We start from the raw sequence: 21,501 nt of genomic DNA, 5'->3' as shown, positions 1-21,501 counted from the left end.
ACTCTCGCGGGGAGCCCTGGTGCGGTGGTGGACGGCGGCGGGCTGGACCCTGTTCGCGGTCAGTTCGCTGGGGCTGCTGCTGACCGGGCACGGTTCGGTGCCGGTGGCGGGCGAGGGCGCGATCGGGGTGTCCGTGCTGGGCAGCGCGGTGACCGCGGCCGCCGCCCTGCTGCTGATCCGGCTGGTGCCACCGGCCCTGGACGGCGGTTTCCCCCGGCTGGACCGGACCCGGCTGCTGCGTCAGACCTGGCTGCTGGCCGGGCTGGCCGGGCTGACCCCGCTGGCCTTCGGGCTGCTGGTCGCGCTGGACCTGGACCGCAGCCTGGGCCTGTTGATCAAGCTGCTGATGTTCTTCCTCGCGCCGCTGGCCGGACTCGCGCTCAGCGGTGGCATCCGGCTGCCCCGGACCCGGCCCGCGGCGCTGTGGCGCTGGCTGGGCCCGGTGCCCGCGATCGTGGGCTACCTGTGGCTGTTCCACGGTCCGTTCGGGCGGCCCGAGGACGGTTTGGCGGTCAGCTCGCTGGGAACGCTGGTGGTGACCGTGTTCCTGGTCTTCCTCACCGCCAGCGTCGGCGAGGAGGTGTTCTACCGGGCGTTGTTGCAGACCAGGCTGGAGGCGCTGCTCGGCCGCTGGCCGGCGATCCTGCTCAGCGCGCTGCTGTTCGCGCTGATGCACCTGCCGACCCGGCTGCCCATCCTCGGTGATCTTGGTTACACGCTGGCCGCGGTGCTCGCCGTCCAGGGCGTCTTCGGGCTGGTCGCCGGCTACCTGTGGAGCCGGTACCGCAACCTGTGGGCGGTCATCGCGCTGCACGCCGGGGTCAACCACCTCAGCCTGCTCTGGCTGGTCTGAACACGCCGAACGGGCCCGGGGAAAGCCCTGGGCCCGTTCGGTGAAAGCGCTGGTCAGCTCTGGTACGGCACCGCGTCCAGCAGGGTGACCTTCATGGTGCGGCCATTCGGCGTGGCGTACTCGCGGGTCTCGCCCACCTTGGCCTGCAACAGGGCCGCGCCCAGCGGGGAACTCGGCGAGTAGACCTCGAGGTCCCCGTGCGAGCCCTCCTCGCGGGTGGCGAGCAGGAAGGTCTCCTTCTCGTCATCACCGTCGTAGCGGATGGTGACGACCATGCCCGGCTGGGCGATGCCCGAGTCGGTGGGCGCCTCACCCACCTTGGCCTGTCGCAACAGCTCCTGGAGCTGCCGGATCCGGCCCTCCTGCTTGCCCTGTTCCTCGCGCGCGGCGTGGTAGCCGCCGTTCTCCCGGAGGTCGCCCTCCTCGCGGCGGGCGTTGATCTCCGCGGCGATGACCGGACGGTTGGCAATGAGATCGTCCAGCTCGTGCTTGAGCCGGTCGAAAGCATCCTGGGTCAGCCAGGTCACGGTCTCGGCCACGGTCACCACTCCTCGTCTCCTCCAGGCCCACGGCTGTGGGCTGGTCGCTCCTGGCAGGGCTGCACCAGGAAACGGAAAAACACGGCCCACGCCGGGGCCGTGCTGTCAGGCGAGGGTAACATGGTTACGTGTTCAGCGGGGCGAAATTACGGCTGGCGAGGACCGCTGGCAGGCGCAGTTCACCCGCTTGGCCGCGTGGTGGTCGACAGGTACTCCGGGACCTGGTATGAGCACCCGAACACCACCGCGGTGATGCCCGGCCGAGAGGTCTTGATCACAGCGGACTCGATCACCGTGCTCTCGCTCGGCGCGATGTAGACCTCGCGCCGGCCGACCTCGTCGCCGTCCTTGGACCGGGCCCGGACAACACACACCGCAGGCCGCTCCGGCTGGTCCCGCGCGACCTCGAAGCTGATCTTCACCGCTGTGTTGTCGAGCACCTGGTACGCGGTCTGCTTGCCCTCGATCGGCGTGATGCCGAGGTTGCGGTAGCCGACGAAGGCCAGCACCCCGCCCACGGACACGCCCGCGACCAGCAGTGCGACCCGCACCCATGGGGGTGTCCTTCGATCGGAGGACCGGCCGTAGCGGCCCTCCGGCAGTGGACGCTCACCCATCGACGCGGACCTCCTGGCCGTCTTTGTCGTACCCGCAGGGAACAATGGGCGGCGACGCCCGCGTTGAGTATCCATGACCGCGCCGACTGGGGGTCGCGCCGGGCTGACGAGAGGACCACGAACACCCATGGCAGAGAAGCTGCGCCTGATGACGGTGCACGCCCACCCTGACGACGAGTCGAGCAAGGGCGCCGCCACCACGGCGAAGCTGGTGGCCGACGGGCATGAGGTCATGGTCGTGACCTGCACCGGGGGCGAGGCGGGCAGCATCCTCAACCCGGCGATGGACCGGCCGGAGATCGTGCAGAACCTGGCCGCGGTGCGCCGCGAGGAGATGGCCAGGGCCGCGGAGATCCTCAAGGTCCAGCACCACTGGCTGCCCTACGTCGACTCCGGCCTGCCGGAGGGCGACCCGCTGCCGCCGCTGCCCGACGGCTGCTTCGCGCTGGTGCCGCTGGAGGAGTCCACCGCCGAGCTGGTCAAGATCGTGCGCGAGTTCCGCCCGCACGTGATGATCACCTACGACGAGAACGGCGGCTACCCGCACCCGGACCACATCCGCTGCCACGAGGTCTCGGTGGCCGCCTTCGAGGCCGCTGGCGACCCGGACCGCTTCCCCGAGGCAGGCGAGCCCTGGCAGCCGCTGAAGCTCTACTACTCGCACGGCTTCTCCCGGAAGAAGCTGATCACCTTCCACGAGGCGCTGCTCGCCCGCGGCCTGGAGTCGCCGTATGAGGAGTGGCTCAAGCACTGGGACTCGGACAAGCCCGATGTGATGGAGCGGGTGACGACCCAGGTGGAGTGCGGGGAGTACTTTGAGGTCCGGGACGAGGCGCTGAAGGCGCACGCCACCCAGATCGACCCGACCAGCAGGTGGTTCGCGGTCCCGCTGGACCTCCAGCGGGAGGTGTGGCCCACCGAGGAGTACGAGTTGGCCCGCTCGCTGGTCGACACCACGTTGCCGGAGGATGACCTGTTCGCCGGCGTCCTGACCCAGGTGCGTACATGAGCTTGTTCGACACGGTTGGCCACCACGAGACGACCGCTCTCGTGGTGGCTCAGCCGAAGAAGCCGGAGGAACCCGGTGGCCGTGGCGAGGACTTCGGCAAGTCCAGCCCGGTCGGGTTGGTCCTGCTGATCCTGTTCTTCATCGCGGTGGGTTTCCTGGTGCGCTCGATGAACAAGCACCTGCGCAAGCTGCCCGCCAGCTTCGACAAGGACGCCCCGGCGGCCGAGCAGACCCCGGCGGCCCCGGAGTCGACGGAGGACAAGCCCGCCGAGTCCAAGGCCAAGCCGGAGGCCACCTCCGGCGCCTCCTAGGGCCGCAGTCGCAGCACCAGCTGGTGCATCTCCTCGTGCACGGACGGCTCCAGCGGCAGCGCGGAGCCGTTCTCGGCCACGTCCAGCCACTCCAGCCAGCTGAGCAGGTCCGCCGCGAGGGTCTCCGCGTCCGGCGCGCCGGAGACCGAGTCCAGCGGCCGGTGCTCGCCCTCGACCTTGGCCGTGATCAGCTCGGGCAGGTAGCCGGGTCCGCCCTGGGCCTCGATCAGGCTGGGCAGGTGGGCCAGCACCTGGCCGGTGCGCAGCAGGTGCACCCCGGTGAGCAGTGCGCGGAAGGTGTAGAGCAGCGGTTTCAGCTCGCCGTTGCGTTCGAAGAGCCGCCACTGGGTCTTGGCGAAGCCGCGGTAGTGGTGGGCGTGCCTGCTGGTCAGGAACCCCGGCGCGAGCGCGATCAGCTCCTGGTGGGCCTCCGTGCTGTGCACCACCAGCGGGGAGAGCAGTTGTTCGGCGACATAGCCGTTGGGGCGTAACAGCAATCGGGCGAACTTGGCGATGTCGTGGGTGACCAGGTCGAGTTCGGTCCCCTCGTGTTCCCACATCCGTTCGACCGTCTCCGGTCCGTAGCGCAGGCCGGCCAGCTCGCTGGTGGCCAGCAGGTGCACCCCGCGCAGGTCCACGTCGGAGTCCTTCGACGGGAAGCCGTACAGGTGCGCGCCGGAGACGGTGGCGAACACCAGCGGCCGGTCCTGGTCGGCGACGATGCCGGTCAGCACCGAGGCGTCCAGGTTGGCGGTGCTCAGGTCTTGCAAGCTCACGTCAGCTCTCCTTCCACAGACCGTCGACGCACCGAGACCAGCCAGCGTTCCACCGCGGCCCGATCCGGCATCGGCGGCAGCGGGCTCTTCTGCTCGGCCAGCTCGATATCGGCCTGCGCGCCGATCACCCTGGTGCGCACCGATTCCCAGTTCCGGCCGCCGGATCTGATCTCCAGCAGCTCGTCCCGGTAGGGCGTGGCGTCGATGCTCAGCTCGCCGGTGCGCACCAGGTGCTCGCACACCAGCAGCAGCCGCAGGCCGTGCATGACCTGCTTCCACTTCGGGTCCCCGCCCTCGGCCATGGCGGTCTGCGCGCGGGTGAACTGCTGCTCGGTGGCCCGGCGGAAGGTCTTCACCGCGCGCAGGGACAGGAAGGCCGGCAGCAGCGCCCGCAGCTCCGCGCCCACCTGCGTGCACTGCTCGACCCGGTCGGAGGCGAGCAGGTCGAGCACGCTCGGGTTGGCCTTGAGCGCGAGCAGGCAGAAGTGCTCGGCCTCCCAGCTCATCCGCTCCGGTTCCGGGCCCTCCACGCTGTCCGGGGGCTTGACCATGCCCCAGAACAGCTCGGTTGGCGCGGCGTAGACCCCGCGCCGGTCGACGTCGGAGTCCGGCCCGGCCAGCCCGTAGGCGTGCGAACCGATCACCGCGGACAGGATCGTGTGCTCCCGCACCAGGTCCAGGACGATCACAGCCGCGGGTCCACCGGCTCGGACTCCAGCGCGAGCACCGCGAACACGCACTCGTGCACCCGCCACAGCGGATCGCCGGCGGCCAGCCGGTCCAGGCCCTCCATGCCCAGCGCGTACTCGCGCAGCGCGAGCGATCGCTTGCCGGCGATCTTGCGCTGGCGCACGCGGGCCAGGTTGGCCGGTTCGGTGTAGTCCGGTCCGTAGATCAGCCGCAGGTATTCCCGCCCGCGCACCTTCAAGCCCGGCTGCACCAGTCCTCGCTTTCCCCGGCTCACGTTCGCCGCCGGTTTGACCACCATGCCCTCGCCCCCGGTGGCGGTCAGCTCCTCCCACCACGCGACGGCCTTGGCCACGGACACCGGATCCTCGGCGTCCACCGCGATGGTGCGGGTGGCGGTGAACAGACCGGGCGCCACGGAGATCATCTTGTCAGCCTGGGCCAGGTGCCAGGCGTGCGCGGTGCCAGCGTGGTTGCGGCCCTCGGAGGCCAGCAGCTGGAACGGGGCCAGCCGCAGCCCGTCCAGGCCGTCGGTCGGCCAGCAGTAACGCTGGTGCACCACGTCGAAGGCGGCCGCGTTGGCCAGCCGGGATTCGGTGCGGGCCAGCAACTCCGCCACGTCCAGCCCGCGTCCGGCGGCCTGGCGCAGGGTGTCGGCGGCCACCGGCAGCGCGGCGGTGGCCGCGGCGCCGACCGCGGCGTACTGCTCGCGGATCAGCCCACCGGCCTTGGCGCTCCACGGCAGCAGTTCGGCGTCCAGCAGCAGCCAGTCGGTGTCCAGTTCGGCCCACAGCCCGGCCTTGCCGATCGCGTCCCGCACCCCGGAGAGCAGCTCGTCGCCGCGGTTGTCGGCGAAGAAGGCGCGCCCGGTGCGGGTGTGGATCACGCCAGGTCCGGCCACGCCGAACCGCTTGAGCGCGGTGTCCTCATCGCGGCAGACCAGCACCACCGCGCGTGAGCCCATGTGCTTCTCCTCGCACAGCAGCTCACGCACGCCGTCGGCCAGGTAGGCGGTGAACGCCTCGGCCGGGTGCTCCAGCAGGTCCGGCACGGCCGAGGTGTTCACCGGGGCCATGGTCGGCGGCAGGTAGAGCAGCCAGCGCGGGTCCAGCGCGAACCGGCTCATCACCTCCAGCGCGGCCGCGGCGTGCTCCGCGGTCACCGTGACCCGGCCGTGCAGCTTGGTCTCGATCACCCGCTTGCCCGCCACGTCGGAGAGTTCCAGCAGGTCCGGCTCACGCTCCGGCGGCGCGGGCGGGAGCAGCGGTTTGGTCGGCTCGTACCAGACCTTCGCCGAAGGTACCGAGACGATCTCGCGCTCCGGGTAGCGCAGCGCGGTCAGCTTGTTGCCGAAGACCGCGCCGGTGTCCAGGCACATGGTGTTGTTGATCCACTCCACCTCCGGGGTGGGGGTGTGCCCGTAGAGCACCATGGCCCGGCCGCGATAGTCCTTGGCCCACGGATAACGCACCGGCAGCCCGTACTCGTCGGTCTCGCCGGTGGTGTCGCCGTAGAGCGCGAAGCTGCGCACCCGGCTGGAGGCGCGGCCGTGGAAGCGTTCCGGCAGCCCGGCGTGCGCGACCACCAGGTCACCGCCGTCGAGCAGGTAGTGCGAGACCAGGCTGTAGCAGAACTCCGCCACCTTGGCCCGGAACTCATCCGGCTGCCCGGCGAGCTGGTCGAGGGATTCGGCCAGGCCGTGCGAGACGGTGACCTTGCGGCCGGTGAGCGCGCGGTGCAGCTTCTGCTCGTGGTTGCCGCAGACGCAGATCGCGGTGCCGGCCTCGACCATGTTCATCACCAGCCGGAGCACGCCGGGGGTGTCCGGGCCGCGGTCGACCAGGTCGCCGACGAAGACCGCGATCCGGCCAGCCGGGTGGCTGGCGCCGACCGCCTTCTTGTTCTCCCACTCCAGCTCCCAGCCCAGCTCGACCAGCAGCGACTCCAGCTCGGCCCGGCAGCCGTGCACGTCGCCGATCACGTCGAACGGCCCGGTCAGTCCGGTCCGGTCGTTGATCAGCGGCTGCATCACGATGGTGGCCGCGTCGATCTCCTCCTGGCCGTGCAGGGTGTGCACCTTCTTCAGGCCCTCGCGGACCAGGTGCTTCTGCGAGCGGCGCAGCTGGGAACGCTGCCGGGCGATCACGTCCGCGCCGAAGGTCCGGTCAGCGCGCTCGGCGTTGCGCTGCACGCACACCGCCTCCGGCACGTCCAGCACGATGCCCACCGGCAGCACGTGGTGCTGTTTGGCCAGTGCGATCAGGGTGGCGCGGGCGCCGGGCTGCACGTTGGTGGCGTCCACGACGGTGAGCAGTCCGGCGGCCAGTCGTTTGCCTGCCACGTAGTTCAGCGCGTCGAAGGCGTCCGCGGTGGCCTCCTGCCGGTTCTCGTCATCGCTGACCAGACCGCGGAAGTAGTCGCTGGAGAGCACCTGGGTCGGCTTGAAGTGCTTGGCGGCGAAGCTGGACTTGCCGGAGCCTGACACGCCGATGAGCAGCACCAGCGCCTTGTCCGGGATGGACAGTTCGGTCATCGGGCCACCTCCGTGCGGCGGAACAGGGCGAGCTGGGTGGGCGGTCCGACCTCGGGGTCCTCCGGTCCGACCGGGCGGAACTCCACGAGGTAGCCGTAGCGCTGGGCGATGTCCTGTGCCCAGTCCCGGAACTCCGCGCGGGTCCACTCGAAACGGTGGTCCGGATGCCGGAACTCACCGGCCGGCAGGTCGGGGAAGCGCACGTTGTACTCCACGTTGGGCGTGGTGACCAGCACCGACGCCGGCTGGGCCGCGCCGAAGACGGCACGGGCCAGCGCGGGCAGCCGCGGCGGGTCGACGTGTTCGACCACCTCCATCAGCACCGCCGCGTCGAAGCCGCGCAGCCCGGCGTCCACATAGGTCAGCGCGGACTGGCGCAGGGTGAGCCGGGCCGCCACGTGCTCGGACATCCGGTCCAGGTTGAGCCCGCGTTCGGCCTTGGCCAGCGCCTGCGCGGAGACGTCCACGCCGAGGACGCGGGTGAAGTGCAGGTCCGCCAGCAGACCGCGCAGCAGCGCCCCGCCACCACAGCCGAGGTCGACCACCTGCCTGGCGCCGATCTCCTTGAGCAGCGCCAGGATCGTGTCCCGCCGGGTGGCCGCGAGCGGTTCCCTGGCCGGGGTCTCGGTGATCACGGCCGCGTCCAGCGCGTTGTCCAGCGCCTCGGGATCGGTGTCCTCGGCCTCGGCCAGCCTGGTCAGCGCGGCGTCCACCAGCCCGCGGCGGTGCCGCAGGTAGCGACGGCTGACCAGTTCGCGCTCCGGGTGCCCGGCCAGCCAGTCGGCGCCAGCCCGCAGCAGCTTCTCCACCTCGTCCTCGGCCACCCAGTAGTGCTTGACGTTGTCCAGCACCGGGAGCAGCACGTAGAGGTGGTTGAGCGCCTCGGCCAGCCGCAGCGTGCCGGTGAGCCGCAGGTCGACGTAGGGCGAGTCGCCCCAGCCGGTCATCGGGATCGGCCGGGCGTCCACGGTCCAGCCCAGCGGCTCGAACAGCCTGGCCACCAGGTCGGCCGGCCCGTGACAGGGCACCGCCGGCAGGTGCACTTGGAGTGGCAGCGGGGTGGCGGCCAGTTCCGGCTTGGCCTCGCAGCGACCGCCCAGCGCGGTGCGGAAGACCTTGCCCAGCGCCACCGCGAGCATCGAGGAGGCCACGTAGGGCCGGTCGTTGACGTAGCGGCCCAGGCTGAACGCGGTGTTCTCCCTGCCCCGCCGCACCAGCTCGATCGGGTCGAGTTCCAGCAGCAGCCCGACCGTGCACTGATGCTCTTCCGCCTGTGGGTAGAACACGTGCGCGGTCCCGGCGGCGACCTCGAAGGTCTGCACCTTGCCGGGATGCTTGTGCAGCAGGAAGCCGAGGTCCGTGGCCGGCTGATGGGTCGTGGTCAGGGTGAACAGCACGAGCAGGGAGTATTCCCGCTCGCGCTGCCCACCGCTCCCGCATTAAGCGGCTTCTGAAGCCGCTTCGCGGATCGCCGTCTCCAGCACGTCGAGTCCCTCGGCCAACAGGTCCTCGCCGATCACCAGTGGCGGCAGCAGCCGGATGACGTTGCCGAAGGTGCCGCAGGTGAGCACGATCACCCCGGCCGCGTGGCAGTCCGCGGCGACCCGCTTGGCCAGCGCCGCGTCCGGTTCGCCGCCGTCGCGGACGAACTCGATCGCCAGCATCGCGCCCTGCCCGCGGACCTCGCCGATGCTCGGCGTGGTGGCGGCCAGTGCGCGCAGCCGGGTGCCGGCCAGGGCTTCGATGCGGCGGGCGGCGGCGGCCAGGTCGAGTTCGCGCATCCGGCTGATGGTGGCCAGGCCCGCGGCGCAGGCGAGGGGGTTGCCGCCGTAGGTGCCGCCAAGGCCGCCGGGGTGCACCGCGGACATGACGTCGGCGCGGCCGGTGACCGCGGCCAGCGGCAGGCCGCCCGCGATGCCCTTGGCGGTGGTGATCAGGTCGGGGACCACGTTCTCGTGGTTGACCGCGAACCAGTCGCCGGTGCGGCAGAAGCCGGTCTGGATCTCATCGGCGATGAACAGCGCGCCGGATTCGGTGCACCAGGCCGACAGCGCGGGCAGGAAACCCGGCGCGGGGACCACGAAGCCGCCCTCGCCCTGGATGGGTTCGATCAGCACCGCGGCCACGTTCTGTGCGCCGACCTGGGTCTCGATGGCCTCGATCGCCCTGGTCGCGGCCTCCGGGCCGGTGAGCCCGTCCCGGTACGGGTAGGACATCGGCACCCGGTAGACCTCGGGTGCGAACGGGCCGAAGCCCTGCTTGTACGGCATGTTCTTGGCGGTCAGCGCCATGGTGAGGTTGGTGCGGCCGTGGTAGGCGTGGTCGAAGACGATCACCGCGGCCCGGCCGGTGGCGTAGCGGGCGATCTTGACCGCGTTCTCCACCGCCTCCGCGCCGGAGTTGAACAGCGCCGAGCGCTTGTCGAACTCGCCGGGGGTGATCGCGTTGAGCTGCTCGCACACCTCGACGTAGCTCTCGTAGGGGTTGATCATCACGCAGGTGTGGGTGAACCGGGCGGCCTGCTCGGCCACGGCCGCGACCACCACCGGGTCCGCGTTGCCCACCCCGGTCACCGCGATGCCGGAGGCCAGGTCGATCAGCGAGTTGCCGTCCACGTCCACCAGCACCCCACCACCGGCCTCGGCGGCGAAGGCGGGCACGGTCACCCCGATGCCGGGGGCGACCGCGTTCTCCTTGCGCGCCAACAGCTCCTGGGACTTGGGGCCGGGCAGGGCGGTGGCCAGCGTGCGCTGCTGGGGCGGTCCGGCCTGTCGGGTCATGACGTGACGCTCCTCTGGTTTCGTTGGCGCAGAAGGGAAACAACCAGCACGATGGCGGCGACCCCGAGGCTGACCAGCAGCTGCGGGCGGGCGCCGGGGTCGAAGAGCATGCCGATCAGCAGCGCGACCATGGCCAGGATGCTCAGCCAGGTCAGCGCCGCCCTCGACCGGACCGACCGCAGGTGCGACACCGCGATCACCAGCCACACCAGCAGTGCGATCGCGCCGGAGGAGTTGACCAGGAAGGTGAACACGTCCTGCGGCGCGAAGTAGTTGAGCGCCACGGTGCCGAAGCCGAACACGGTGGAGACCAGCACCGCCCGGCGCGGCGAGCCACTGCGGCTGAGTTTCTGCCAGGAGCGGGGCGCCTCGCCGCGTCCAGCCAGCGAGAAGGCCATCCGGGACGCGGTGTACAGGCCGGAGTTGAGGCAGGACAGCACCGAGGTCAGCACCACCACGTCCATCACGGTGGCCGCCCCCGGCAGGCCGAGCCTGGCCAGCACCGCGACGTAGGGACTGGTGGCCACGCTGGCGTCGTCGTAGGGCAGCAGGGTCACCACCACCGCGATGGAACCCAGGTAGAACACCAGGATCCGCCACACCACCGAGCGCACCGCGATCCGCACCGCGCGCTGCGGGTCGGCCGACTCGCCCGCGGCCACGGTGGCGATCTCCGCGCCGAAGAAGGAGAACACCACCACCAGCATCGCGGAGAACACCGGCGCGGCCCCGTTCGGGAAGAACCCGCCGTGGCCAAGGAGGTTGTCCGTGCCGGGGGAGCTGATCCCGGGCAGGGTGCCCGCGATGGCGGCCACGCCCAGCAGCAGGAACACCGTGATCGCGGCGACCTTGACCGAGGCGAACCAGAACTCGAACTCGCCGTAGGAGCGCACCGAGAACAGGTTGGTCGCGGTGAGCAGCACCATCAGCGCCAGCGCCCAGCCCCACTGCGGGATCGCGGGCAGCCAGCGGTGCACGATGGCCGCGCCCGCGGTGGCCTCGATGCCCACCGTGACCACCCAGAACCACCAGTACAGCCAGCCGATGGAGAACCCGGCCCAGCGGCCGATCGCGCGGTCGGCGTAGGTGGAGAAGGAGCCGGTCTCCGGGGTGGCCGCGGCCATCTCACCGAGCATCCGCATCACCAGCACGACCAGCAGCCCGGCCACCGCGTAGGAGATCAGCACGGCCGGACCGGCCTTGGCGATGGCCGCGCCGGAGCCGACGAACAGCCCGGCGCCGATCACCCCGGCGATGGCGATCATCGACAGGTGCCGCTGTCGCAGGGTGCGTTCCAGGGTGGCCATGGGCCCGAGTGTGCGAGCCGCCACAGTCGGCGGGAAGTCGACAAAGTGGCTAGGTTGGGCTGGCCATCACTCCACTGTGTAGAGGTTCCCGTGCCGCTGACCCTGCGTGCGCTGCTGGAGCTGCCCGAACTGGGCCTCCGGCTGCTGGCGGGCGAGCCGGGCCTGGACCGGCCGCTGCCCTGGGCGCACGTCAGCGAACTGGCCGATCCCACCCCGTTCCTGGAGGGCGGCGAACTGCTGCTGAGCACCGGGCTGGCGTTGCCTGCCGGGGCGCGGGAGCGGCGCTGCTACCTGGACCGGCTGGCCGAGGCCGGGGCGGCCGGGCTGGCCTTCGGCACCGGGCTGAGTCACCAGCAGGTGCCCGCCGAACTGGTGAAAGCCGCGCGGGCGCGGGATTTCCCGCTGCTGGAGGTGCCGAGGGCGACCCCGTTCATCGCGGTCACCAAGGCGGTCAGCCGGTCGCTGGCCGCCGACTCGCACGCCGAGGCGACCCGGATGAGCGGCGCGCTACAGGCCCTGGCGGGCGCGGCCACCGGCGTGGACGGACTCGGCGCGGTGCTGCGCAGGCTGGCCCGCGAACTCGACGCCTGGGTGGTGCTGCTCGACGTCGCCGGTGAACCGCTGCGGGCCGCCCCGGCCAGTGCCCGTGGCCGGGTGGCCGGGGCCGCCGAACTGCTGGACCGGCTGCGCGCGGCCCGGCCACCGGCCGCGGTCACCGTGCAGGCGCACGGCGAGCGGGTCACCGCGCAGGCCCTCGGCGCCGGTCGCCGGACCAGGGCCTTCCTGCTGCTGGGCAGCGAACGCGCCTGGACTGTGGCCGAACAGCACCTGCTCGGCGCGGCCGCCTCCCTGCTCGCGCTGGCCATGGAACAGACCGGCGGCCTGGACTCGGCCGCCCGCCGGTTGCGGGCCGGACTGTTCGAGCTGCTCGCCGCCGGGCAGCGGGACCTGGTCGCCGAGGTGGTCCGGCCGCTGTGGGGCGCGCTGCCCGCGCCGCCGCTGCGGGTGCTCGCGCTCACCGGCGCCGCCCCGGCCCGCACCGCCGCTGCCGACCTGCTCAGCGCCCAGGGCGTGGCCGAACCCTGCTTCTTCGCCGAGGTCGACGACCGGGTCCTGGTGCTGGCCGAATCACCCGCGCTGCTGGCCTGGTGCCGCGAACTGCCCGTCCGGGTGCCCGGCCTGACCCTGGGCATCTCCGACCCGGTCACCGAGGTCGCCGAAGGCCACCGGCAGGCACTCGCGGCCGCCGACGCCGCCCGCGGACACGGCCGGGTGGTCCTGGAATTCGCCGATCTCGGGGGTTCCGGACTGCTCGGGCTGCTCGACCCGCGCCGCGCCGCCGCCTTCGCGCAGGCCCTGCTCAGTCCGCTGAGCACGCACGATGCCACCGGCCGCGGCGACTTGCTGACCTCCCTGCGGGTGTGGCTGGGCCACCATGGACAGTGGGACCCGGCCGCGCAACAGCTTGGTGTCCACCGGCACACCTTGCGTAACCGAATGCGTAGGGTGGCCGATCTGCTGGGCAAGGACCTGGAATCACCCGGAATCCGCGCCGAGCTGTGGCTCGCCCTGCACCTGCATCGGCCAGACTGAACTCGCCACCGACGCTCGGGAGACGCACTCATGCCGAACCGCCTCGCCGCGGCGACCAGCCCGTACCTGCTCCAGCACGCCGACAACCCGGTGGACTGGTGGCCGTGGTGCGACGAGGCGTTCGCGGAGGCCCGCCGCCGCAACGTGCCGGTGCTGCTCTCGGTGGGCTACGCGGCCTGCCACTGGTGCCACGTGATGGCGCACGAGTCCTTCGAGAACCCGGTGATCGCCGAGCTGATGAACGCCGGGTTCGTCAACGTCAAGGTCGACCGCGAGGAACGGCCGGACGTGGACGCGGTCTACATGGAGGCCACCCAGGCGATGACCGGCCACGGCGGCTGGCCGATGACCTGCTTCCTCACCCCGGAGGGCGAGCCGTTCCACTGCGGCACCTACTACCCGCCGCAGCCGCGCACCGGCATCCCGTCCTTCCAGCAGCTGCTGGCCGCGGTGATCGAGGCCTGGACCGAACGCGGGGACGAGGTGCGTGAGGCGGCCCGCTCGGTGGTGGCCCAGCTGACCGAGTCCGCCCGGCCGCTGCCACAGTCCACTGTGGACGGTGAGGTGCTGGCGCACGCGGTGACCGCGCTGTCCCAGGAGTTCGACCCGGTGCACGCCGGATTCGGTGGCGCGCCGAAGTTCCCGCCGTCGATGGTGCTGGAGTTCCTGCTGCGCCACCACGAGCGCACCGGTTCGCCGGAGGCGCTCTCGCTGGCCGAGCGCACCTGCGAGGCGATGGCCCGCGGCGGGCTGTACGACCAGCTCGGCGGCGGCTTCGCCCGGTACAGCGTGGACGCCGCCTGGGTGGTGCCGCACTTCGAGAAGATGTTGTACGACAACGCTTTGCTGCTGCGGGTCTACACCCACCTGGCCCGCCGCACCGGCTCCGCGCTGGCCCGCAGGGTCGCGGTGGAGACCGCCGAGTTCCTGCTCACCGACCTGCACACGCTGCAGGGCGGCTTCGCCTCCTCACTCGACGCCGACACCGACGGCGTGGAGGGCCTGACCTACGCCTGGACCCCGGCCCAGCTCACCGAGCTGCTCGGTGCCGAGGATGGCGCCTGGGCCGCGAACCTGTTGCGGGTCACCGAGACGGGCACCTTCGAGGACGGCATGTCCACCCTCCAGCTGCTCGCCGACCCGGACGATCCGGCGCGCTGGCAACGGATCCGCGCCGTCCTGCGCACGGCGAGGGCGGCCCGACCGCAGCCCGGCCGGGACGACAAGGTGGTCACCGCCTGGAACAGCCTGGCCATCGCCGCGCTGGCCGAGGGCGGCGCCTACTTCGACCGGCCACAGTGGATCGACGCGGCCGTCTTCGCCGCCGACCTGCTGCTGGGCACCCACCTGGTGGACGGCAGGCTGCGCCGCAGCTCCCGCGAGGGCACCGCCGGCGAGGCGGTCGGCGTGCTGGAGGACTACGCCACCACCGCCGAGGCTTTCCTGGTGCTGCACCAGGTCACCGGCCAGTCCAGCTGGCTGACCCACGCCGGCGGCCTGCTGGACACCGCACTGGAGCAGTTCGCCGACCCGGACAATCCCGGCGTCTTCTTCGACACCGCCGCAGATGCGGAGAAACTGGTCCGCCGCCCCAGCGACGTCTCCGACAACGCCACCCCCAGTGGCGCGGCCGCACTGGCCGGTGCGCTGCTGACCGGCTCCGTGCTGGCCGGTTCGGACCGGGCGAGCACCTACCGGGTGGCCGCGGAGAGCGCGCTGAGCCGGGCCGGGGTGCTGGCCGCGCGGGCGCCCAGGTTCGCCGGCTGGTGGCTGGCCGTGGCCGAGGCGGTGCAGCACGGTCCGGTGCAGGTCGCGGTGGTCAGCTCCGGCGCGGACAACCGCCGCTGGGAACTGATGGCCGCCGCCCGCTCCGCGCTGCCCGCGGGCGCGGTGCTGATCGGCGGCGAGCCGGACGAGCCGGGGGTGCCGCTGCTGACGGCCCGCCCGCTGGTCAACGGCACCGCCGCCGGGTACGTCTGCCGGGGCTACGTCTGCGAGCGGCCGGTCACCTCAGTCGTGGAGCTGACCGGCGCCATTCGCCGCGCGGTCCGCAGCTGAGCCGGGGGCCGGGCCGATCCGCACCCCGTCCAGCCGCAGTGGCGCGGCGAAGAAGGTGCCGGCGAAGTCCGGCCGGTGGGCGAACCAGGAACCGGTCAGGCTGACCAGTCCGGCGAACCGGCAGTCGGTGAAGTCGGTCCGGTCGGCGAACCCGGCCATGCAGTGCACCGGGCCGTCGAAGCCGGCCTGCCGGAACTCCGCGGCCCGCTCGAACCGGGTCTGGGCGAGTTTCACCTGCTCGCGCACCCTGATCGAGGCGAACCCGGCGGCCTGCCGGAACTCGGCCCGGTCCGCGGTCAGCTCGCCCAGCCGCGCCTGCTCGAAGTGCGCCGGACCGTGGAAGACCGCGTCGCAGAGGGCGAGCCGCCTGCTCACCTGGATCTCGCGCAGGCTGGTCGGGCCGTGCAGCTCCGCGCGGCTGAGGTCCACGCTGGTGAAGGACAGCCTGGTCAGGGTCAGCCCGTCCAGCACCGTGTCGGACAGGTCCAGCACCAGCTGACCCGGCGCCGACCGCAGCACCCGGTCCAGCACCTTCTGCGTCTCCCGGCGCAGGTGCCGCGCGCCCGGCTCCTGCGCCGGGATCGCCTGCCGCAGGAACACGCACACGATGTCGACCACCTGCTGCGCCATCGCCGGGCGGGCCGCGGCGATCCCGGCCAGCGCGTACAGCGCGCCGACCCGCACCTGCGCGGCCGCGTTGCCCAGCAGTTCCACCGTGCCGACGAAGCTCTCATCGGCCACCCGCTGCCGCTCCTGCTCGTGTTTGAGCTGGTCCAGCTCGTGCCGCTGGAGTTCCAGCGCCTGCTTCTGCCGTTCGGTCTCGGCCTTCTCCCGGTCCAGCTGCGCGCGTTCCTCCTCCACCCGCCTGCGCCGGTCGGCCAGCCAGGCGGTGTACCCGGTCAGCACCATGGTGGCCAGCGCGGTACTGGTCAGCATCGGGCTCTGGCCGAACTCCTGGCCGGTGATCAGCAGCCAGGCCACCACGACCAGCAGCGGCAGGAAGGTCACCCCGATCACCGCCAGCGGCAGCCGCTCCCGCCGCCAGCGCCCCGGCGCCCACCGCCCGGTCACCGCGGCTCCAGCAGTTCCGCGACCGTGCGGGCCAGCAGTTTCGGATCGGCCCTGACCAGCGTGGTGTGCGTGCCCGCGGTGTAGACCAGGTGCCTGCCGCAGTGCTCGCCGTCGTTGACCAGCAGCTGCCGCTCGACCCGCCGAGGGGTGTCCCAGCCGGCCCGCACGGTGCCGCCGATCTGCGCGCGGCGCACCACCGGATCGGCCACCAGCGGGGCCAGCACACCCCGGTCCGCCCTGGACAGCGGCCGGTCCCACGGATCGGGGCCGCCCACGGTGAACGCGCGCAGCTGGCTGGTGGGCACGGAGAGCTGGCGCAGCGTGCCGCGCGGGTGCTCGGGCAGCTCGGCCAGCAACGCGGTGGCCAGCCCGGTGTCCCGCACCTCCCGCAGGCTCAGTCCGGCGGGGGACAGCACCGCCAGTCCGGCCCGGTCCGGCCCGCCGGCGGCGGCCAGCGCGCGCACCCAGCCACCCCGGCCGACCAGCCGCAGGTCCAGCGACCGGCTGGGCTCGGCGAGCAGCCGGAGCAGCGCCAGCACGTCCTCGGCGATCCGCCGATCGTCCCGGTACCCCTTGGCGGCCAGCTCCGCCATGCCCTGGCGCAGGCTGGCCGCCCGGTCCGGGTAGTCGCCGGTCTCCGGTGCCAGGTCCAGCACCACCGGTTGCGGCCGGTCCTCGTGCACCGCCTGCCAGAGCGTGCTGAAACCCAGGCGGGACAACGGTTCTCGGCTGAAGTACGACATGGCCTATTCGCCGATCACCGGGGGCGCGACGGTCAGGTCCGGGCTGAACGGATCGTCCGGGTCCGCCACCAGGTGCCGCAGATAGTGCTGTTCCGGCTCCTCCCAGCGCGGTGGCGGAGCGGTGGCGGGGGCGGGCGGTCGCGGGGGCGCGATCGGCCGCGAACCCCGGGGCCCGAAGTTGCCCGGCAGCGGGATCGGTTCGGTCGCCGCCTCCGCCGCGCGCACCACCCGGGGCACCGGTGGGGGCGGCGGGGCCGGGCGCACCCTGGTCATCGCGGGCCGGGTGGGCAGTCCGAACAGCACCGCCCGCTCGTACCCGCCGAGCACATCCCGCGCCCGGTCGGTGACCTGCCGGACCTGGAGTTCCGCCCCGTGCAGGTCCGGGGTGTGCAACCAGGCCGCGCTGGTGGTGTCCAGGAACCCGGTGCTGTGCGCGGGCGGCGGCGGCAACTGGCTGGGCACGCTGGTGCGCACCAGGTCGAACTCGGTGGCCACGGTGGACAGCAGGTTCCTGGCCGCGGCGGCCTGGGCGTGCGCGTCGACCAGCAGCGCGCTGGTGGTCGAGGCGAGGTCGGTGGCCACCGAGGCGCCGCGGTCGGTGTTGTGCCGGGTGAACTCGGCGAAGGCGCGGTCGTAGTCCCGGCGCAGCTCCTCCAGCTCGGCCCAGATCCGGTGCCAGTGCTCCGCGGTCAGGTACAGCGGACCCGCGCCGTCGCCGGTGTGCACATCAGCGCAGATTCGCGCGATCGGCGCTTCCGGCCACCAGGTAATTCCCTCGTTCCAGGTGGTCAAGATTTCCCCCAGCCCAGGTTCTCTGCTTATTTGTCACCCGGTAAACCCTGAACGTGCGAATTGTCACGCTCAACAGTCCGGTAATCGGTTGCCATGGTCGTGGCGGCAGTGAGTTGCCGCCGCAGTTCGATGATCGCCTGGTCCATCTCGGCCAGGAAGGAGTCCGGCCCGCGGTCGACCAGATCCCGGTACCTGGCCATGGCCAGCGCGCTGACCGGGTCTTTCGCCGGTGGCGCGAGCCTGGTCGCCTGCAGCCCCCTGCTGCGCAGCACCTCAAGGCGATCGAGTAGCAGCCGGAGTCGCGCCGCCAGTCTGGCCGCGCTTTCCGGACTGATCCGCATGGTGGCCCCGGAATCGGGAGGTGCCATCCGGTGTCCTTTCTCGACGGTCGAGAGTAGAGACACTACGACACGCCCCCGACAATCAAAACAACCCCATCGGGTTACCGGCCGGTCATCAAGTTGAATGACCAACAATTCCTTGATCGAATTTCCTCAGCGGGCCAGCATGCCCAGGTGAATGCGCTCGAACTCCAGCGCGTCCACCGCCGCCGGATCGTCCAGCAGCGCCAGCACCGCCCCGCTCGGGGTCAGCCGCAGCCCGGCAGGCGGGTTGGGCAGCAGGTCGGCGCGCTCGGCGTTGAAGTAGGTCCACCAGCCCAGCCGGTGCGGCCACTGACCGGGCGGCGGCACATCGTCCCCGAGGGGATCGGGCAGCAGCGACCACACCTGCTCCAGCGACCACTCGTCCTCGACCCGCCCGAACAACCCGTCGAACCGCTCACCCAGCTCCACCCACAACTCGGTCAGCCCCCGGTGCCGCAGCCGGTACCCGTCCGCCTCGGGCCGGGGCTCACGCCAGTTCCCACCGGAGAGGTTCACGCGCACCGAGGTGGGGCTGGTGTGCAGGAAGACCGAGTCTTCCTCGGCGTCCCACAGCGAGATGCCCCAGCGTGCCTCGGCCAGCCCGATGACCAGTTCCGCCCGGCCGACCTCCCGGAGTCCGTCCTCCGGACCGTCCTCGGGGCACAGCGGGTGCAGGCGCGGCGCGAGCCGCCAGCCGCCGTCGGCGAACAGCCCCAGCATCCGCTCGATCCGGGCAGGCGTCCACGGCACGGCGTGGTGCATCTCCCAGTCCCAGTCCGACCCCATGACCTCATCTTCGCTGTTCTCCACGGGCGAACGCGACCGCGAAACGAAGTACTCGCCAACCGTGTTGTAAGGGGTGTAAGCATGTAATCAGAGCAACGAGGACAAGAGGAGCAAGCCATGGGGCACCGATACGAGAGTGGCAAGGAAGCAGCAGGCTGGTTCGCCGGGAGACTCCCCGACGGCTGGTTCACCAGCGCCCCCGAGGTCATCGTCGACCGCGAGGAGATCACCATCCTGGGCGAACTCCCGGCCCTGGACGGCGAGTACACCGACGACGCCGAACGCGCCGCCGCCGAGGCGGGCCGGATCGCCCGCTGGCGCGAGCAGACCCGCGAGGAACGCATCGACATCGCCCGCCAGGCCGAGCACCGCTACGGCCGCAAGGTCGCCTGGGCGGCCCGCCTGGGCGGCACCGAGGAACGCTTCACCCGCCTGTCCGTCCCGGTCATGACCCGCCTCCGCCAGCCAGAACGCCTGATCCTGGACACCCTGGTGGACGCGGGCGTGGCCCGCTCCCGCTCGGAGGCACTGGCCTGGGCGGTGCGGCTGGTCGGCAAGCACGCGGACGAGTGGCTGGGCGAGCTGCGCGAGGCGATGACCAAGGTGGACGAGCTGCGCGCGAAGGGCCCTGGGCTGTAGTCACCGGAAGAGGTTGCCGGGGTGCGGGCAGGCGGCGGGCGCCCGCACCCCGGCAGGCATCAGGGGTAGAGCACCAGCCAGACCGCGATGTAGTGGCTCAGCGCGGCCAGTGCGGTGGCGGCGTGGAAGAACTCGTGGAAGCCGAAGACCTTCGGCCACGGGTTGGGCCTGCGGATGCCGTACATGATCCCGCCCACGGTGTAGAACAGGCCGCCGACCAGCAGCAGCACCAGGGCGGTCACGCCGCCGCGGGCGCCGAGTTCGGGCAGGACGAAGACCGCGACCCAGCCCAGTGCGATGTAGATCGGCACGCCCAGCCAGCGCGGGGCCTCCGGCCAGGCCAGTTTCAGCGTCACGCCTGCCAGCGCGCCGCCCCAGACCACGGCCAGGATCACGTTGCCCAGCCCCGGATCCATCGCCAGCAGGCAGAACGGGGTGTAGGTGCCCGCGATGAACAGGAAGATCATCGAGTGGTCCAGGCGGCGCATCCAGCGCAGTGCGCCCTCGGTCAGCCAGGTGCGCCGGTGGTAGAGCGCGCTGATGCCGAACAGGCCCAGGATGGTCACCGTGTAGATCGAGGTGGCGAGGGCGGCGCGGGCGGAGACCGTGCTGGCGGCCATCGCGATCAGGGTGGCGCCGGCGACCAGCGAGATGAAGAACGACCACTGGTGGATCCGGCCACGCATCAACGGCTTGTCGTACTGGGCCGGGGCAGTGGGCGGGAGGGTCGCAGCTGGCACCTGTCAAGGTTACGGCACCGTAGGTTACGCACCGGTTATGTTGTGGTCAGGTCCACACGCGCTCAGCCGGTGCGGTCGCGGTGGTCGACCATCAGGCAGCGGTTCACCACCACGTCCAGTCCGGCCGCCGCGGCCTTGGCACAGGAGGCTTCGTCCTCGATGCCCAGTTGCAGCCACAGCGCGCCCGCTTGCACCGCGATCGCCTGCTCGGCCACCGGCGCCACCACCTCGGAGCGGCGGAAGACGTCCACGATGTCGATGTGCTCGGGCACCGCGGCCAGGTCCGGGTAGACCTGGAGACCGAACACCTCCTGCAGCGCCGGGTTCACCGGGAACACCCGGATTCCCTGCCGGTGCAGGTAGTGCGCGATCTGGTGACTCGGCCGGTCCGGTCGCGCGCTGACGCCGACCACGGCCACGGTGCGGGCGGTGCGCACGAGTCGCGCGATCACCTCGGGGTCCTGCCACTGGGGGTGCACACGAACAGTGTGCCCGGGTGTCGGCGTACGCTGCGCGGACGTGGGTGTACGTCAGCGGGTCCGCGACCTTCTCGAAATCGGCTACGAATGGCGACTGCGCCGCGGCATGGTCGGGATGGAACATCCCCGCCACGTCGGGGTGATTCTGGACGGCAATCGCAGATGGGCCAAGGAAGCCGGGTTCGCCGACGTCAACGACGGGCACCGGATCGGCGCGATGAAGATCGAGCAGATGCTCGGCTGGTGCCGTGAGGTCGGTGTCGAGGTGGTCACCCTGTGGCTGCTCTCCACCGACAACCTGGATCGCCCGCCGGAGGAGCTGCACCCCCTGCTGGAGATCATCGCCGGCGTGGTGGACGAGCTGACCGAACCCGCCACCGGCCTGCGGGTGCGGATAGTGGGCGCGCTGGACCTGCTGCCCACCGAGACCGCGGCCCGGCTCTCCGCCGCCGCCCTGCGCACCAGGGACCGCAAGGGCATGGAGGTCAACGTCGCGGTCGGCTACGGCGGCCGCCGGGAGATCGCCGACGCGGTGCGCAAACTGTTGCTGCAGCACGCCGAGGCCGGCACCACCATCGAGGAACTGGCCGAGGTGCTCGATGTCGACCACATCGCCGAACACCTCTACACCTCCGGCCAGCCCGACCCGGACCTGCTCATCCGCACCTCCGGCGAACAGCGCCTCTCCGGTTTCCTGCTCTGGCAGTCCGCGCACTCGGAGTTCTGGTTCTGCGAGGCGTACTGGCCGGAGTTCCGCCGCATCGACTTCCTGCGCGCGCTGCGCGCCTACGCGGTCCGGCACCGGCGTTTCGGCTCGTAGTCC

General features: G+C 71.7%; 22 protein-coding genes. 7 read left to right on the top strand and 15 right to left on the bottom strand.

The window, feature by feature from the left end; translation table 11 throughout:
- The first annotated feature begins 19 nt into the window (after positions 1–19).
- Complete coding sequence (locus HNR67_RS46080) at positions 20–853, top strand: CPBP family intramembrane glutamic endopeptidase (RefSeq protein WP_185000148.1); 834 nt, start codon at positions 20–22, stop codon at positions 851–853.
- 53 nt (positions 854–906) lie between these two features.
- Here the strand turns inward: HNR67_RS46080 and greA are convergent, their stop codons facing one another.
- Both greA and HNR67_RS01150 read right to left on the bottom strand, forming a co-directional pair.
- Positions 907–1,392: a transcription elongation factor GreA gene (gene greA / locus HNR67_RS01155; protein WP_374205616.1), complete on the bottom strand. Its 486-nt coding sequence runs from the start codon at positions 1,390–1,392 to the stop codon at positions 907–909.
- A gap of 179 nt (positions 1,393–1,571) precedes the next feature.
- Complete coding sequence (locus HNR67_RS01150) at positions 1,572–2,009, bottom strand: DUF4307 domain-containing protein (protein ID WP_185000146.1); 438 nt, start codon at positions 2,007–2,009, stop codon at positions 1,572–1,574.
- A gap of 127 nt (positions 2,010–2,136) precedes the next feature.
- Between HNR67_RS01150 and mca the strand changes: the two genes are divergently transcribed.
- On the top strand, positions 2,137–3,018 hold the full coding sequence (gene mca / locus HNR67_RS01145) for a mycothiol conjugate amidase Mca (protein ID WP_185000145.1): 882 nt from the start codon (positions 2,137–2,139) through the stop codon (positions 3,016–3,018).
- Positions 3,015–3,329 (top strand): hypothetical protein, encoded by a 315-nt coding sequence (locus HNR67_RS01140; protein WP_246492439.1) that lies wholly within the window; start codon positions 3,015–3,017, stop codon positions 3,327–3,329. Before mca ends, HNR67_RS01140 begins: the two co-directional genes overlap by 4 nt.
- Here HNR67_RS01140 and HNR67_RS01135 read toward each other — a convergent pair.
- Genes HNR67_RS01135 through HNR67_RS01110 form a run of 6 tightly spaced genes read right to left on the bottom strand, consistent with a single transcriptional unit; the run spans position 3,326 to position 11,412 of the window.
- Positions 3,326–4,105: a nucleotidyltransferase domain-containing protein gene (locus HNR67_RS01135; protein WP_221489738.1), complete on the bottom strand. Its 780-nt coding sequence runs from the start codon at positions 4,103–4,105 to the stop codon at positions 3,326–3,328. The genes HNR67_RS01140 and HNR67_RS01135 overlap by 4 nt on opposite strands.
- A complete protein-coding gene (locus HNR67_RS01130; RefSeq protein WP_185000144.1) occupies positions 4,102–4,794 on the bottom strand; it encodes a nucleotidyltransferase domain-containing protein in 693 nt (230 codons plus the stop codon). The genes HNR67_RS01135 and HNR67_RS01130 overlap by 4 nt, the downstream gene beginning before the upstream one ends.
- On the bottom strand, positions 4,791–7,325 hold the full coding sequence (locus HNR67_RS01125) for a polynucleotide kinase-phosphatase (protein WP_185000143.1): 2,535 nt from the start codon (positions 7,323–7,325) through the stop codon (positions 4,791–4,793). The genes HNR67_RS01130 and HNR67_RS01125 overlap by 4 nt, the downstream gene beginning before the upstream one ends.
- Entirely contained in the window at positions 7,322–8,722 is a 1,401-nt protein-coding gene (locus HNR67_RS01120) for a 3' terminal RNA ribose 2'-O-methyltransferase Hen1 (protein WP_185000142.1), read from the bottom strand. Before HNR67_RS01120 ends, HNR67_RS01125 begins: the two co-directional genes overlap by 4 nt.
- A 42-nt stretch (positions 8,723–8,764) precedes the next feature.
- Complete coding sequence (gabT, locus tag HNR67_RS01115) at positions 8,765–10,105, bottom strand: 4-aminobutyrate--2-oxoglutarate transaminase (protein WP_185000141.1); 1,341 nt, start codon at positions 10,103–10,105, stop codon at positions 8,765–8,767.
- Entirely contained in the window at positions 10,102–11,412 is a 1,311-nt protein-coding gene (locus HNR67_RS01110; RefSeq protein ID WP_185000140.1) for an amino acid permease, read from the bottom strand. The genes gabT and HNR67_RS01110 overlap by 4 nt, the downstream gene beginning before the upstream one ends.
- A 90-nt stretch (positions 11,413–11,502) precedes the next feature.
- Between HNR67_RS01110 and HNR67_RS01105 the strand changes: the two genes are divergently transcribed.
- Both HNR67_RS01105 and HNR67_RS01100 read left to right on the top strand, forming a co-directional pair.
- Positions 11,503–13,005: a PucR family transcriptional regulator gene (locus HNR67_RS01105; RefSeq protein ID WP_185000139.1), complete on the top strand. Its 1,503-nt coding sequence runs from the start codon at positions 11,503–11,505 to the stop codon at positions 13,003–13,005.
- A 30-nt stretch (positions 13,006–13,035) separates the two neighbouring features.
- The gene (locus tag HNR67_RS01100; RefSeq protein WP_185000138.1) at positions 13,036–15,063 is read left to right on the top strand and encodes a thioredoxin domain-containing protein; all 2,028 of its coding nucleotides are present in this window, start codon (positions 13,036–13,038) and stop codon (positions 15,061–15,063) included.
- Here HNR67_RS01100 and HNR67_RS01095 read toward each other — a convergent pair.
- From HNR67_RS01095 to HNR67_RS01075, 5 genes are all read right to left on the bottom strand, one after another.
- On the bottom strand, positions 15,016–16,134 hold the full coding sequence (locus HNR67_RS01095; RefSeq protein WP_185000137.1) for a pentapeptide repeat-containing protein: 1,119 nt from the start codon (positions 16,132–16,134) through the stop codon (positions 15,016–15,018). The two genes, HNR67_RS01100 and HNR67_RS01095, sit on opposite strands and share 48 nt — an antisense overlap.
- Positions 16,131–16,877: an ESX secretion-associated protein EspG gene (locus HNR67_RS01090; RefSeq protein WP_185000136.1), complete on the bottom strand. Its 747-nt coding sequence runs from the start codon at positions 16,875–16,877 to the stop codon at positions 16,131–16,133. Before HNR67_RS01090 ends, HNR67_RS01095 begins: the two co-directional genes overlap by 4 nt.
- Positions 16,878–16,880: 3 nt before the next feature.
- A complete protein-coding gene (locus HNR67_RS01085) occupies positions 16,881–17,669 on the bottom strand; it encodes a hypothetical protein (protein ID WP_185000135.1) in 789 nt (262 codons plus the stop codon).
- 26 nt (positions 17,670–17,695) lie between these two features.
- Positions 17,696–18,037 carry a PE domain-containing protein gene (locus HNR67_RS01080; RefSeq protein WP_185000134.1) on the bottom strand — a complete coding sequence of 114 codons (342 nt, stop codon included), beginning with the start codon at positions 18,035–18,037 and terminating at the stop codon, positions 17,696–17,698.
- Between the two features lie 126 nt (positions 18,038–18,163).
- Positions 18,164–18,844: a hypothetical protein gene (locus HNR67_RS01075; protein WP_312986182.1), complete on the bottom strand. Its 681-nt coding sequence runs from the start codon at positions 18,842–18,844 to the stop codon at positions 18,164–18,166.
- 93 nt (positions 18,845–18,937) lie between these two features.
- Between HNR67_RS01075 and HNR67_RS01070 the strand changes: the two genes are divergently transcribed.
- The gene (locus HNR67_RS01070) at positions 18,938–19,459 is read left to right on the top strand and encodes a hypothetical protein (protein ID WP_185000133.1); all 522 of its coding nucleotides are present in this window, start codon (positions 18,938–18,940) and stop codon (positions 19,457–19,459) included.
- Between the two features lie 59 nt (positions 19,460–19,518).
- Here the strand turns inward: HNR67_RS01070 and trhA are convergent, their stop codons facing one another.
- Positions 19,519–20,199, bottom strand: a complete 681-nt coding sequence (gene trhA, locus HNR67_RS01065) for a PAQR family membrane homeostasis protein TrhA (RefSeq protein WP_185000132.1) — start codon at positions 20,197–20,199, stop codon at positions 19,519–19,521.
- Positions 20,200–20,261: 62 nt separating this feature from the next.
- Positions 20,262–20,678 (bottom strand): CoA-binding protein, encoded by a 417-nt coding sequence (locus HNR67_RS01060; RefSeq protein WP_185000131.1) that lies wholly within the window; start codon positions 20,676–20,678, stop codon positions 20,262–20,264.
- A 40-nt stretch (positions 20,679–20,718) separates the two neighbouring features.
- Here HNR67_RS01060 and HNR67_RS01055 point away from each other — a divergent pair, with 40 nt between their 5' ends.
- Entirely contained in the window at positions 20,719–21,498 is a 780-nt protein-coding gene (locus tag HNR67_RS01055) for an isoprenyl transferase (protein ID WP_185000130.1), read from the top strand.
- Positions 21,499–21,501: the final 3 nt, after the last annotated feature.

The organism is Crossiella cryophila (assembly GCF_014204915.1).
Taxonomy (GTDB): Bacteria; Actinomycetota; Actinomycetes; order Mycobacteriales; family Pseudonocardiaceae; genus Crossiella; species Crossiella cryophila.
This window is presented reverse-complemented; position numbering and strand designations above follow the sequence as displayed.

Bases quoted from the DNA above. Each gene is read 5' to 3' on its own strand.
- HNR67_RS01125 (WP_185000143.1), bottom strand. From the start codon at position 7,325: ATGACCGAACTGTCCATCCCGGACAAGGCGCTGGTGCTGCTCATCGGC.
- HNR67_RS01100 (WP_185000138.1), top strand. From the start codon at position 13,036: ATGCCGAACCGCCTCGCCGCGGCGACCAGCCCGTACCTGCTCCAGCAC.
- HNR67_RS01150 (WP_185000146.1), bottom strand. From the start codon at position 2,009: ATGGGTGAGCGTCCACTGCCGGAGGGCCGCTACGGCCGGTCCTCCGAT.
- gabT (WP_185000141.1), bottom strand. From the start codon at position 10,105: ATGACCCGACAGGCCGGACCGCCCCAGCAGCGCACGCTGGCCACCGCC.
- mca (WP_185000145.1), top strand. From the start codon at position 2,137: ATGGCAGAGAAGCTGCGCCTGATGACGGTGCACGCCCACCCTGACGAC.
- HNR67_RS01080 (WP_185000134.1), bottom strand. From the start codon at position 18,037: ATGGCACCTCCCGATTCCGGGGCCACCATGCGGATCAGTCCGGAAAGC.
- HNR67_RS01140 (WP_246492439.1), top strand. From the start codon at position 3,015: ATGAGCTTGTTCGACACGGTTGGCCACCACGAGACGACCGCTCTCGTG.
- HNR67_RS01110 (WP_185000140.1), bottom strand. From the start codon at position 11,412: ATGGCCACCCTGGAACGCACCCTGCGACAGCGGCACCTGTCGATGATC.
- HNR67_RS01070 (WP_185000133.1), top strand. From the start codon at position 18,938: ATGGGGCACCGATACGAGAGTGGCAAGGAAGCAGCAGGCTGGTTCGCC.
- HNR67_RS01090 (WP_185000136.1), bottom strand. From the start codon at position 16,877: ATGTCGTACTTCAGCCGAGAACCGTTGTCCCGCCTGGGTTTCAGCACG.